The 13,516-nt window shown below is 49.0% G+C and carries 12 protein-coding genes; 9 read left to right on the top strand and 3 right to left on the bottom strand.

Annotation, left to right across the window (positions count from 1 at the left end; all coding sequences use genetic code 11):
* The first annotated feature begins 190 nt into the window (after positions 1 to 190).
* The 6 genes from L1F29_RS28880 to L1F29_RS28855 all read left to right on the top strand — a co-directional run bounded on the left by L1F29_RS28880 (position 191) and on the right by L1F29_RS28855 (position 9,546).
* Entirely contained in the window at positions 191 to 1,243 is a 1,053-nt protein-coding gene (locus L1F29_RS28880; protein ID WP_258385463.1) for a HupE/UreJ family protein, read from the top strand.
* A 234-nt stretch (positions 1,244 to 1,477) separates the two neighbouring features.
* Positions 1,478 to 3,460 carry a DUF7402 domain-containing protein gene (locus tag L1F29_RS28875; protein ID WP_258385462.1) on the top strand — a complete coding sequence of 661 codons (1,983 nt, stop codon included), beginning with the start codon at positions 1,478 to 1,480 and terminating at the stop codon, positions 3,458 to 3,460.
* A gap of 325 nt (positions 3,461 to 3,785) precedes the next feature.
* On the top strand, positions 3,786 to 7,061 hold the full coding sequence (locus L1F29_RS28870; RefSeq protein ID WP_258385461.1) for a putative Ig domain-containing protein: 3,276 nt from the start codon (positions 3,786 to 3,788) through the stop codon (positions 7,059 to 7,061).
* 200 nt (positions 7,062 to 7,261) lie between these two features.
* The gene (locus L1F29_RS28865) at positions 7,262 to 8,272 is read left to right on the top strand and encodes a phosphotransferase enzyme family protein (RefSeq protein WP_258385460.1); all 1,011 of its coding nucleotides are present in this window, start codon (positions 7,262 to 7,264) and stop codon (positions 8,270 to 8,272) included.
* Positions 8,273 to 8,287: 15 nt separating this feature from the next.
* Complete coding sequence (locus tag L1F29_RS28860) at positions 8,288 to 9,250, top strand: GNAT family N-acetyltransferase (protein WP_258385459.1); 963 nt, start codon at positions 8,288 to 8,290, stop codon at positions 9,248 to 9,250.
* Between the two features lie 11 nt (positions 9,251 to 9,261).
* Positions 9,262 to 9,546: a hypothetical protein gene (locus tag L1F29_RS28855; RefSeq protein WP_258385458.1), complete on the top strand. Its 285-nt coding sequence runs from the start codon at positions 9,262 to 9,264 to the stop codon at positions 9,544 to 9,546.
* A 54-nt stretch (positions 9,547 to 9,600) separates the two neighbouring features.
* Here the strand turns inward: L1F29_RS28855 and L1F29_RS28850 are convergent, their stop codons facing one another.
* On the bottom strand, positions 9,601 to 9,777 hold the full coding sequence (locus tag L1F29_RS28850; RefSeq protein WP_258385457.1) for a type 2 periplasmic-binding domain-containing protein: 177 nt from the start codon (positions 9,775 to 9,777) through the stop codon (positions 9,601 to 9,603).
* Positions 9,778 to 9,826: 49 nt separating this feature from the next.
* Positions 9,827 to 10,153 carry a YnfA family protein gene (locus tag L1F29_RS28845; protein WP_258385456.1) on the bottom strand — a complete coding sequence of 109 codons (327 nt, stop codon included), beginning with the start codon at positions 10,151 to 10,153 and terminating at the stop codon, positions 9,827 to 9,829.
* Positions 10,154 to 10,345: 192 nt separating this feature from the next.
* On the opposite strand from L1F29_RS28845, the gene L1F29_RS28840 reads away from it, so the two are divergent.
* Both L1F29_RS28840 and L1F29_RS28835 read left to right on the top strand, forming a co-directional pair.
* A complete protein-coding gene (locus L1F29_RS28840) occupies positions 10,346 to 10,912 on the top strand; it encodes a hypothetical protein (protein WP_309252351.1) in 567 nt (188 codons plus the stop codon).
* Positions 10,913 to 10,923: 11 nt separating this feature from the next.
* Positions 10,924 to 11,712 carry an APH(3') family aminoglycoside O-phosphotransferase gene (locus L1F29_RS28835; protein ID WP_258385455.1) on the top strand — a complete coding sequence of 263 codons (789 nt, stop codon included), beginning with the start codon at positions 10,924 to 10,926 and terminating at the stop codon, positions 11,710 to 11,712.
* Positions 11,713 to 11,746: 34 nt separating this feature from the next.
* Here L1F29_RS28835 and L1F29_RS28830 read toward each other — a convergent pair whose 3' ends face one another.
* Positions 11,747 to 12,094 carry a DMT family transporter gene (locus tag L1F29_RS28830; protein WP_258389842.1) on the bottom strand — a complete coding sequence of 116 codons (348 nt, stop codon included), beginning with the start codon at positions 12,092 to 12,094 and terminating at the stop codon, positions 11,747 to 11,749.
* 497 nt (positions 12,095 to 12,591) lie between these two features.
* Between L1F29_RS28830 and L1F29_RS28825 the strand changes: the two genes are divergently transcribed.
* Positions 12,592 to 13,515: a metal ABC transporter solute-binding protein, Zn/Mn family gene (locus L1F29_RS28825; protein ID WP_258389841.1), complete on the top strand. Its 924-nt coding sequence runs from the start codon at positions 12,592 to 12,594 to the stop codon at positions 13,513 to 13,515.
* Position 13,516 lies beyond the last annotated feature (1 nt).

Raw genomic sequence — 13,516 nt, 5'->3', positions numbered from 1 at the left:
AGGTATACGTATGTGACGTCTTGTTGCGGGCTTCTATTACGATCCGGTAAATGAGCAGGGAAATTGTGAATATGCCACCATCACTCCGGCGAAAGGTATGAATCTCTCGGCTGCGAAGCAAGCGCGGTCCAAGACAACCCTCTTAAGGAACTTGACTAAATGAATCGGCTTTATGAAAAGAGGTACAGCTATGATCCGACGTTCATTTCTGTTGTTCATAATCTTACTATCCATCGGGACGGCCACTACTTCATTCGCGGATGTCGCAGACTTGGGGTACTCGAAGTTATATATTCAAGGGAATGAGATTGACTATGAACTTTTCATTGAACAAGACTTGCTGGGGCAATTCGATACCAATAAGGATGATAATCTGGATAACGAGGAACTGGCCTCGCAAAAAGATAAGATCGATTCGTATATAAAGAATGGTCTACGTATAGATATAGACTCCAACCCCTTAAAGATGGAACTGCTTTCGATGAACGTAATAGAGAATAGTTCCGGAAAAGGCGCAGTGATCGGACTAAGATTTACCGCCGATGAAGAGGTCGAACAATTTGATCTTCATTACAATCTGGTGTTTGATGATGCGCCTAATCATACAAGTTTACTCTTGGTTAATTATGGTGAATATTCCCGACAAGAAATGCTTGCAACCGACAAAAGAGACATTCATATCAACGTTCCTCGAGAAAACGTTGGCGTCGTCCTGTGGAGATATTTTGTACTTGGAATCGAACACCTTTTGACCGGATATGATCATGTGCTTTTTTTGCTATCACTAATAATAATCACATCCAGCTTCAAGGAAGCGTTGAAAATTGTTACTGCTTTCACCGTCGCTCACAGCATTACACTTTTCTTGGTGGCGTCGGGCCGAATTCAAGTCATCTCTTCCTGGGTCGAAGCCATAATAGCGCTCAGCATCTGTTATGTGGCTGTGGAAAATATTTTTGTTCAAAAGGCGAAATGGCGGTGGATATTGACAGCCATATTTGGCCTGATTCACGGCATGGGTTTCGCCGGGGCTTTGGCTGAAACGGGACTGCCCAAGAGCAATCTGATCGGCACATTACTGATGTTTAATTTAGGCGTGGAAGTGGGCCAGCTAATAATTATATGCCTATTGCTGCCCCTCTTGATATGGATGCGAAAGTTCCCGTGGTATCGGAAAATGATGATTTCAACGTCGTGCTTGATTTTTGTGCTGGCATTTTATTGGTTGATTCAAAGATTGTAATGAGAACACGTCGTATTTTCTCCAGCTGCTTGATATGAGCCTGAACGTTATCTTCATATAACTTTAAATTGAATGTACCAGTTATCATAGATACGATGAAATTTGGGGGTGATAATCTTTGTAGTAAAGAACGAGGGAGAACAAGATTTGACGTTAACCGGCAAAGCAAGACGACAAACGCCCATTCAAAACTATTATTGTTTTTGTACAAAAATAATCTAGGAGAGTGGTAACTTGTTTAAGAAGTCGATTTTTAAGAAATCAATTCTTGTCGGTGCCATATTGTCCTTGTTGGCGGCCCCGTTCGCGGTGGGGACATCCGTAAAGGCGGCGGAATCTTCTGATTTGGAGAAGGTTCAAATCAGAGCGATGTCCTACAACATTCATCACGCTGCAGGATCGGATGGAAAATTGGACTTGAAACGGATCGGTGACATTATTAAAGACTCGAATGCCGACATCATCGGCCTGCAAGAAGTAGATAATAACTTCGGTCCTCGGAGCAATTTCGAAGATCAGGCCAGACGGCTGTCCGAGTATCTGGGCATGGAATTCGCGTACGGGGCTAATCTGAATTCGAATGGCCATCAATACGGAACGGCCGTTTTAAGCAAATATCCGATTGTTTCTTCCGAGAATCACCTCCTATTCAGCATGAGCGAACAACGGGGATTGTTGGAAACCGTAATCGACGTTAAAGGAACCCAATTCCGTTTCTTCAACACCCATCTTGATTGGGAAAGAGCGTCAGAACGGACGCAGCAGATCAAGGAAATACTAGAGTGGGGCGGGAAAAACGAAGGACCAGCAATCTTCGTCGGCGACTTCAATGCTCTTCCGGACAGCGCCGAAATGCAACCGATGATGCAAGCCTATAACGATGTGTTCGGCTCATTGGGTCAGAACGAGGATTACACCGTGCCGGGAATGCGAATCGATTATATCTTTGCCTCCGAGAATATAGTGATGCAGAACGCGGATGTCCTGCTAACGGAAACGACCCGTGTCGCTTCCGACCATCTGCCGATTATTGCGGATTTGATAATTGGATTGACAGAGACTAAATTGAACAGCATCACTGCGCCTGCCGACATAACAGACGTGGCGATCGGAACGGCGAATACAGCGGACGCCCTTGGATTGCCTGCCAAAGTAATGCTTGTAACCGATTTGGGATACTTGGTTGCCGGTGTGAATTGGGATGTAGATCGTGCAAGCTACAATCCAACTGCCACGACGGCGCAGACCTTCACTGTAAATGGAACTGTAAATTTGCCACCTGGGGTGTTAAATCCCGATAACGTGCCTTTGACAACAAGCATTGGAGTAACTGTTGATAAAATCCCAGCGCGGACCGCCACAGTTACCGCTTCATCGTATTACAATGCCAGTTTTACTCCCAATAAAGTGTTCGATGGCATAGGACAAGCGGTTAATGGCGAATGGGCCTCCAAGGGAGAACAGAATCCATGGATCCAGGTGAATTGGACGGCGAATCAAACGTTCAACAAGATTGTCTTCTATGATCGGCCCAACTCAGCGGACTGGGCGCCCGGCGGAACGCTTACCTTCAGCGACGGAAGCACTTTGACGGTTTCAGGAATCCCGAATGACGGGAGCGCTTATTCTGTAACTTTCCCTGACAAGACGGCGACATGGGTCAAATTCCAGGTATCCGGTGGAAGCGGGCCAAATGTCGGTTTGTCGGAAATGAAATTTATAGCGCCGGTGGATAAGGAAGCTCCTGAGGTCGAGGTGACCGTACCGGGAGACAACAGCATCTATGAAGATTCCGGGGATTTGACGCCTCAGATTAAGCTGACCGATAATTTGTCGGGTGTGGACACCAGCAAGACGACGGTGACGCTTGATTCGCAATCTTACCAAATCGGAACGGCGATCCCGCTTTATAAGCTGCCGCTTGGTCAGCATACGCTTGTTGTATCCGCCAGCGACTTGGTCGGCAACCAGGCAAGCAAGACCGTTCGGTTTACGACGGTGGCCAGCAACGATTCTTTAAAAGCATTGGTGACACGCTTTGCTAATAACAAAGAGATCGATAAGGCCGATATTGCCACTAATCTGCTGGGAAAATTGGCAAGCAACAATCTGAAAGGCTTTATGAATGATGTGAAGGCCCAAAGCGGGAAGCACATCTCAAGCGAAGCGGCAAACTATTTGCTGCGAGACGCTCAATATGTACTGACACAAAAGTAGAGCAATTCAAGGGTTTGAAACCAAGAGAATAAACGCAGATGTCATCGCATGAGAACGTGATTTGAACAAACGAGAGTTAGCGGTTTTTTGCTAACTCTTCTTTTTATCCAGATCCTGTAAAAAAAATGGGTCATGACGATGAACATGTACAACGATTTCTTCTACGGCAACGGGTTGACGGCTGGATCGGAATGGAAGTATCTTTAAGGAAAGCGCTTCAGCTTTGCATAAAATGTACACGCGTTCAGAGTCCTGTCGAATCGGGACAGGGTCGAGGGGGCTTCGTATTCATCCGCTTGGATTAATTCGTGAAGGGAGTTTCATTATGCAAGAAGCACACGCACAACCAGTCATGGGGAATGCGCCGTTTATTAACAGCTGGCTGGTGGCCGGTCCTTTTGAAACGGCGGTAGCGGACGAAATGTGCGGCACAGTCGATATTATGCCTAAAGCCGGCAAGGTCTTTGCTTGCAGTAAGGTCTGGGAGTATTTTGACGACCGCCTCTGGAACAGAAACTACGATGATTACCAGGATTTATACGGCTATTATACGGTGAAAAAAGGCGTTGATACCCGCAACAAATATGTATGCGCGAACACCTACATATACAGCCGCTTTGCCCAAGATGTCCAGTTTCGGTTTGGTTCGAGCGGCAAACACCGTTTGTTCGTCAATGACGCTGCGGTAACCGAACCGTCAGAGCCGTCCGAAGTGCAGAAGGATATGACAATCGCGAACGTTCGTCTGAAGGAGGGGTGGAATAAAATCCTTCTGCAGATGAAGCATACCTTCACCGAGGACATGAATGAGAACGGAGTTCCCGTTGCGCAGGATGCGGACGTTCATTATTTCGGTTTTTACGGCCGCATTACCGACAGCAGCGGCAATAACGTAGAGGACTTAACCTATTCCGTTACAGGCGACAACGATGAATTGTCCATTGATACGCGTGAATTAAGCGCCGCTGATGCAGTTGCGGATGGGAAACCGGGCAGAGGGCTGCCGGCAAACGCGCTTCCGATTGGTTATACCGAATGGCCTTATGTTTGGAATAAATCGAATTATACGACAAAGCATGGCGTATCGGCCTCGCCTTTTCGTTTTCTAGCTTGCGGCGGCAAGCCCGGCTATACTTGGAGTGTGGACGACGGCTCGCTGCCGGAAGGTTTAAGCCTGAATCCCGACGGAACGATTGACGGGTTCGTCGGCGCGGCGCCGAGTAAATATTCCTTTACGATAAAAGTGACGGACTCTCTTGGAATTGCGGCAACAAAAGCTTTTGCGATCGAGGTCAAGGAGCGCCCTAACAAGTGGTTTGAAGAAGGACGGGTTTCGGCGCTCAGCCATTGTATTACGATTTACAACTGGTTTGTAGATCCTCATTTTTCCGCGGATTTGTGGGCGCAGCGCGCCAAGGCGCAGGGTCACTCTCTGGTATCGGTGGAGTCGCTGCAGCAAAACTATTACTGGCCGTCCAAATTCGCGGATCCGCTGCATATCCGAAATTTATATATGCCGAAGGACGAGAACGGCAAGGTTCAAGACGGCATAAGACCCTTTGAGCAAGCGGTAAAACGGTATGGCATGAAATTCGGTCTGTATTACGCAACCGAGGGCGGCGGATTACAGCATTTTTCAACAGACGTGTTTGTGCAAAACGTGGAGGATCTTATTTTGCGTTATGATCCGGCGTATCTTTATTTCGACGGCCCTCAGGCGATGCCGGATGCCAATTATGACGTGATGTTCAGCATGGTCCGCAATTACGGCGATGCCATTATTATTAACTCCAATGCATGGACGGATGAATACGGAGACACCGATCTCCGAACGACGGAAGCAAGCGAAATTTTTGCTGGCGGCGGAGGCTCGAATCTGACCAAGCGAACGATCGCGGAGCCATGGAAATCGATCATTACCAAGGATAACTTCTCGCCATATTATTCGAGGCGCGACGACTATAGGCTGGTAGCGAAGGAAATGATCATGAACGCCGGAAGAGGGTTCGTGGATAACAACGATCAGATGCCGCTAATGGACCGCGGCCCGAACTGGAACAGCCCGGAGGATATTGCGACAAGGTATCCGAAGTCGGTGCAGCAGTTTATCGATGTTCGTGAAGGGCTTGCCGCGTGGTTCGCGCCGGAAGGCAAGCCGGAAAGGCACGAATCCACCACAGGGACGATGCCCTATTTCTTGAGCGGATTCGGATATAAGGATGACGGGAAAGGAAATATTTCCGAATTCGAGAGCGGCAAAGGGCCTGATTGGGGTTACGCCATATCCAGAGACAACAATATCTATTTGCATCTGATTGTCGGTCCGGACGGCAAAAAGGGGTACAGCGGCGATTTCCTTGCGATAAGCCCCGTGAAGCATCGTGTGGTCAGCGTCTCTTGGCTCAACGAAGACAGGCCGTTAAACTTTACGCAAGCTGGCGAGAGCGTAACCATTGACCTGACCGGCGTAGAACGGGATCAGGTCGATACGATCGTGAAGATCGTCACGGACAGTCCTGAACGGAAATATAAGCTCACCCATTTGATTGCGACCGGAAGCCAAATAGTACCTGACAAACTGCGTGTAGACGCCGAAGGATATATGACTTACCCCGCGTTGAAAGTCCGTTTTGAACAAGGGGGGCTTACTTTCGGCAGCGACAATCCGAATATCGCAGCGGTGGATCAGAACGGAATTGTTCAAGCGGTTCACGATGGAACGGCAGCGATTTCCGTTAAAAGCACTTATGAAGGCGTGGAGAAGTCGGATATTTTGCATGTGGCGGTTAAGGGCGGCAACGTTTATGTGAAAGATACGATGATCGGCGTTTCTCTGCGAATGGAGGACCGGGAAGTTTACGGGCAATTTTCCAGCTATGAGGCATGGCATTATTCGCTTGAGGGACGTTCGTTAAAAGGCGGCGCAATCGGAATGGCAGCGGCGAATGTCACCATGAAATCGGGCATTGTCAATCTGAAAGGCGGAACAATGACGCAACCCGTTGCGATAACAGAATGCGACATTGTTACATTTGCAAACGGCAAGGCCATTCCTAAACGTGTAACGGAGCTGACTAGAGCGGCGGTTTGGGCCGAAGCTGAATTGGACGGGCAAACATTCACGAGTAATAGGGTGTTTATTGATCTTTATCCCTATAAAAATTTGGCGAAAGGCTCCAGAGTAACAGCGAGCGAAAGTCAAGGTAGTTATACGCCAGATAGAGTCATAGACGGCAAATTCATTGAAGGCACTCTTTTTGACGGTTCAAAATGGTCTGTACCCGGCGATCGCGCATCATGGATTGCATTTGAATTAAACGATGTTGCCGATATCAAAAACATAGAAATCAATTTTAACTCGTTAAACCAGAATTATTGCAACACCCCGAAGATCATCGAAATTCAGACAAGCGAAGACGGAATGGATTGGCGTACGGCCAGTACCGTTACTCCTCCGTCGGGCGGCGCATATTTCGGGTTCTCCGATTTGTACGAAGTGCAGGCGCAATCCAAATTTGTAAGACTGTTTTTCCCGGAAGGCGGCTGCTCCGATAACCTTGACCTGCTTGAAGTGGCGATCAACGGAGTGGAGATCGAATAGACGCCTCCGGCGAAGCAGATGTGTAAGTGATCGAATCATCCGCCTTCATGCGTGCAGCAAGGTGGAGATAAACGAAACAGCTTCGAAGGGGACGGAAATCGCATGATTCAGGGAATACCCATAACACGCTAGCGGAGTTCGACCCCCTGCTCAATCGAGCAGGGGCTCTTTCACTGACTTCACAGAAGGGAGCGGGAACGATGAATGAAGAGTTAGCCATGTTGCGCCATGCCATTCGAGATTATGATCTGGATCCGGCGGCGCTTCGAATTGAAAGCCGGTTGCCGGGCATCTATCACAGCGATTATCATTACAAAATACGAGTGGAGGACCGGTGTTACTCGGCACGGTTCATCAGCAACCGCCGATATGAGCATGATGTGTTCGTTGCATTGACGGATCAGGTGTTAGAGGAACAGATGAATTATATCCAGTTTCTGAATGGCCGGGGCATTCCCTTCATGCGTCTCCAAGCGCCGTCATTCTCCAAGTCGTTTGCGAAGGTCAGCTGGAACGGAGCGGAATACCGGTTCTTATTGTTTGAGTGGATCGAAGGCAAGCATATTACCCATTGTACGGAATCGGTTTCTTATCAATTCGGACAGATGGCCAGAAAGCTCCATGATGTATCCATCGCGTATCCGTCTTCACTCCCTAAAGATTCTCACCGAATAGGCAGCATGAAAATGATGGGTATCCTCGAAGACGCGTATGCGTCATCCGACTTATCGGCAGCGAATCGATCCTTGCTCCATGATTACATCCTTCTGGCAAAATGGCATATCGGCAGTGCTTATTCATCCAAGCTCGAATTTATGATGCAGTCGGATTTGAACCCGCTTAATGTTCTGTGGGATGAAGAAGAGCATATCGTCGGCATTGTCGATTTTGAACATATCGGGTATACGGACCGAATCGAAGGCTTGGCATGGCTGATCAAATGGTATTCGCGGACCAAGGGACTCGAATCGCATGAGGTCTCGCCTGCACTCGCCGAAAGTCTGTTATCGGGATATGGTGCGAGGGACTTTCTGGGGCGGGATGAGCGGATCCGGCTGTCTTCCTTAATATGGCTGACGGGCTGCTTCAATTGGGGATTCGTTCATAAAACGAAGAAGATACTGGAGAGCAAGGAGCATGATCGGCTGGCGGAGCATCTGGCCAAATTTCGCGAGCGGGGCCTGAAGCTATCCGCGCTGATTACCGTATAACGGAGGGATTACACAGTGAGTTGTTCCATTCGAAGGCCGATGATAAAGGATGCTGAAGAGGTCGTATCCTTGAGCAGGGAAATCGCCGATCGGTATCATGTGGAGAATGCGGATGATTGGGTGAAGGCATGCGAACATCAGGATGTCTACAAACGATATTTCGTTGCGGTGCATGACCAAACGCCCGGAATAATCGGCTATGCCTGCGTTCGTCCCGACATTCCCAGGCAGCCAGGGCTAGGCAAATATCGTCTTCTCCTCGGCGTTAAGCCGGAGTGGCGAAATAAAGGGGTAGGACATAAACTATTGGAAGCGATTTCGCATGAGCTTCACGGCATGCAAGCGGCGGCTGTTCGGGTAAGGTTAGCGGAGAGCAAGGATATCGGCTTCTTCACCAAGCGGGGATTCGACGAATACGAACGGATGTTACGACTGCAGGCGGATATCGCGCAATGCGACGTAAGCGGCTTAAGCTCATTACTCGACGAGCAGGCGTCGAAGGGGATCGTGATCAGCACCCTTGAAGCTGAATTGAAATATGCACCGGACTGCTTCCGGAAGTTATATGAGTTCGAGCAAGAGCTGTTTACGATTTGGCCGACAATAGATCCCGTTGTCCCCATGTCCTACGAGGCGTTTCGAGATCAGCTGAATCGGCTGCAGGACGTACATGACGGGTATTTCATCGCCAAAGATGGCGCCGCTTATATTGGATGCAGCTATGTCATGAGAAAGGATTCGGAGCCCTATGGTTTGGTGCAAGGACTGACAGGCGTTCTGCGGCGTTATCAAAGGCGCGGCATTGCGACAGCGTTGAAATATTGTACGATGCAATATGCACGGCAGCACGGCTTTCATTCGATCGAAACCGCAAGCTTAAGTCATAACGAACCTATGCTGGCCGTACAGCGTAAAGCAGGATTCACCCTAATGGAAGCCGAAGTTCGATTAGAAAAGCGATTGATCAGCAGCGAATGAGGAGGGATACGATGCACAAGCGCACGGCAGGGATCGTGTTTATTGCTATTGCTGCATTTCTATACGGGATCCGATATTTGAGCGCGGCTATTTTCGGTTCGAATGTTTCGTCGTGGGATGCGGATTTATTCCGCCAAATGTTGGCTTACGTCGGGAAAGGCCCGCTTGTTCTAAGCGTACTATCGTTACTGATCGGAATCCTCTATTTATTATTTGCCGAATTCGGCGAACCGGCTAAGAAAACTTCCAAACCGCTCCGGGATAAAATCAGGGAAAACTGGCACCGGGAAAATTAGCTGTCAGGCGGAGCATATGGCAAACAGGCTGCCCGAGGCGGCCTGTTTTTTGCGTTAACGGGAGGTGAAGGACGTCTCCATTCTCTTCAAGAATGCTTGGGCGGCATGACTTAAATATTTTTCGTGCCGATAGAACATTTCCAACCTTCTGGAAGGCGAATGCTTCATTGCGATCATACGGATCCCGAGCGATTGGAAGCTTTCAATCAGCTGGCAAGGCTGAATCGTCACTCCAATCCCTTCTGTGATCCCGTCTCCATGAGGGTTAAGCCGGGTACGATTAATTTCTTGGCGCCCAGAGCATGATGGAGACCCCTACAACGCAAACGGCTGCCCCAATCCAATCGTACATGTCGGGTGTCTTCTTATCGACGCCCCATCCCCACAGCACGGCGAGCACAACAAATACGCCCCCATATGCGGCGTAGACGCGGCCAAAGGTCGGGAAGTTCTGCAGCGTCGGAATGATCCCGTACAGAACAAGGATGAGGCTGCCCACGAGGCCATACCACAAGGGTCTGGACTCCCGGAGCCAGAGCCATACCATATATCCTCCGCCGATTTCAGCGAGTCCCGCAACTACGAAAAGCAAAATAGCTGACAACATTTAAGATTCTCCTTCCCAGATAGATAGTGAAGACGAGTTTAGCCTTAATGGCATTGAATTTGTCCCGCGATTGGTCATGAGCTTCGTTCTCGAGCATGGTATGATGTATGAACAAGTACAAGTATACGCTGAATGGTCATGTTTCGGATAGCTACTCGCTGCTGTGTAAGAATCAGATGAAGCAAGGAGGTCATGAACGTTATGGATCATGCTGCTGCGCAAACCATGATGGACAAACTTCGATCGCAAGACCGGGAGGTGCAGAACGAAGCCTACTATGCGGCTATGGAGCAGACGAAGGAGCAAGTAGATTGGGCTTATGACATATGGGATGAGCTCAAACAGGATCTAACCCATCCCGATAACCACAATCGCTCCATTGCTTCGCAGCTTCTGTGCAACTTGGCCAAGAGCGATCCCGAGGGAAGGATATTCGATGACTTTGCCGCTCTGATGGAAGTGACCAAGGACAAGCGGTTCGTCACCGCAAGGCATTGTCTCCAATCGTTGTGGAAAATCGGGATGGCCGGGCAGCCTCAGAAGCAATTGGTGATGAACGGCCTGGCAGACCGCTATCGCAATTGCATGGAGGAGAAGAACGGCACCTTGATCCGGTTCGACATCATTCAAGGGCTGTGGAATTTATACCAATATGAGCCGGATGAGTCCGTCAAGCAGCTTGCGTTGGATTTGATTGAAACCGAGGAGGACATCAAGTACCGCAAGAAGTACGCTGCCGTATGGCGAAAGTCGAAATAGGAGGTTCTGCCTTGCAGATTGAATCATTCACACTACCCAATGAGTTAGCCGTTCTGATTCGAGAGGGATGGGAGAAAATTCATGCGCCTTATTCGGGTGCGTCAACCTATCGTGTGGAACAAGTAACGGGATCAACGGGGTTTCTCGAAATCTTGCCGATCCCTCACCGCGAGCCTCTTGCGCAGTACAGCCAGAAGCTGCGTTGGTTAGCGGCCAGGCTGCCTGTTCCGAACGTGATTCACTATTCGAAGGATGAACGATTCGAATACTTATTGATGTCCGAGATAAAGGGGATTGACGGTTCAGACGCCCGTTTCAAAGAGAACCCCGCGTTCATCATACGCAAGCTTGCCCAAGCGTTGAAGCAGGTGCATGCTGTCGAAATCAACGATTGTCCCTTCGATTGCAGGCTTCATGCGCGGTTGAATGAAATCGTACGCAAGGTCGAGGCAGGAGCGATAAATAAGGAGAGCATAGAAGAGGAGTTCGAGGACCGTTTTGATCATCTGTATCAACGGCTGATATCGCACCCCTACTCCACCGAAGACCTTGTTTTCACGCACGGCGATTATTCGGTTCCGAATGTGATCATTCGGGGTACGGACATCAGCGGATTTATCGATCTGGCAGATGCAGGGGTTGCGGATAAGTACAGAGATCTCGCGGCCATTCATTACAGCATCATCCGCAATCACGGCGAAGAGTGGACCGGCCTGTTCTATGAGGAATACGGGATATCCAATGTCGATTTGGAAAAAATCCGGTTTTATGATCTGTTGGACGGCTTTAGTTGTCATTAGTTTGATACGTTATGGATGCCGGGTAATCCGGCATCTATTTTTGTTTCACGAGCACAACGCCAATCAGAATTACGCCCAAGCCGACCCACGTCTTCCAGTTGGGAATCTCCCTAAGGAACAGATAGCCCATGATGAGGGAGATCACGATCTCCATGCATTTTCCTACAATTAGGATGAAGGTCAAATTTCTCGCCGCTTTATAGCCGAACCGGATGCCGTAGCCGATGCACATGTTCGCCAGCAAGAAGAGGGGCAGCATGACCAGCTGGAACTTGGCTATCATCCAGAAATGCGGGTCGATATGCTTGCTTTGGTACGAGAAAATAAGGTTGATGACCGACAATCCGCCAAGCAATAGCCCAAAGCTGTACAAGTAAAGCATGGATTCCTCCTTCATGTTCATCATGTATAATGTTTCCCATCGCCAACTTTTTTATCCGCATGCATCATTTCGTATGCGACCCCGGTTTAATCATCCACCATCTTCGCCAGTCGCCAGTTCACCGCCTTTTGGCCTTAACCTCCTGACTCTGCAGTTTGAAATGCAGAGATCATTGCTACTTTGGAGTTTTTGTGATGAGCAATTATTTTGTCATTTTCAAAATATTTTCCCTGAAGGCAAAAATGAATGAAATCCAATTCTGACCAGCGTTTCAAGGCTCTTTAGATATCCGCAATTCCCATTTTTAGCACAGGATGAGTGGCGGAAGCCTATTGACAAATTGCATCGGGACAATTAATTTGTATATATCAATTAATTTTGCCTAAAGGAAACATATTTGCTTCAAGACAAGTTACATAAGGCCGCCAACCGGCCATTACAAAGGAGGAGCAAGAGTGGAGAGAAGGTTGTTTGGAAGAAGGTCGGGATCATGGGTGATGGCATTCGTGCTTGCCGCATCGCTCGTGTTAACGGCATGTTCATCCGATCAGGATCCTGCGGCAAGCGAATCGTCGGAAGGAAAAATTAATATCGTGACGACGATCGCGCAAATCGCGGAGCCGATATCCGTGATCGGCGGGGACAAGGTGCATGTCCGGAGCTTAATGGGGCCGGGGGTCGATCCGCACTTATATACGGCTACGCAAGGGGATATTAAGAAGCTTGAGGGCAGCGACATGATCTTTTACAGCGGGCTGCATCTTGAGGCGAACATGGTCAAGGTATTCGAGGAAATCGGCAAGAACAAGCCTGTCCTGGCGATCGGGGATACGCTTGCGAAGGATAGCCTGCTGAAGGATCAGGCAGGGGCGACGGATCCGCATATCTGGTTCGATATCGATCTGTGGAAGCAGGCGCTAGAAGCGGCAGTTGAGGAATTGAAGCAATATTCCAAGGAGAACGCGGATTACTTTGAATCGAATAAGACGAAGTACTTTCAGCAGCTGGACGATTTGAAGAAGGATGCGAAGGACAAATTATCGCAAATTCCGGAAGAGAAACGGGTGCTTGTCACGGCGCATGACGCCTTCGGCTACTTCGGCCGCATGCAGGGCATTCAAGTGGTAGGCTTGCAGGGATTGAGCACGGAAGACGAGATCGGCTTGTCCGATATCGAGGACACGATCGATATTTTGGTGAAGCACAACGTACCGGCGGTATTCGTGGAAAGCAGCATCAACCCGGCTTCCATTAACGCCGTCATCGAAGGCGCCAAGAAACAAGACCTCGATGTGAAGCTGGGCGGCGAGCTGTATTCGGATGCGATGGGTGACGCGGGAACGGATGAAGGCACGTATCTCGGCATGTATCGTCACAATGTAGATACGATATACAAAGCTTTGAGCGGGAAGGGTGAGTAAG

This window comes from Paenibacillus spongiae, from assembly GCF_024734895.1.
In the GTDB taxonomy this organism is placed as follows: domain Bacteria; phylum Bacillota; class Bacilli; order Paenibacillales; family Paenibacillaceae; genus Paenibacillus_Z; species Paenibacillus_Z spongiae.
Note: the sequence above shows the minus strand (reverse complement) of the source record. Positions and strands in the feature narration are given on the sequence as shown.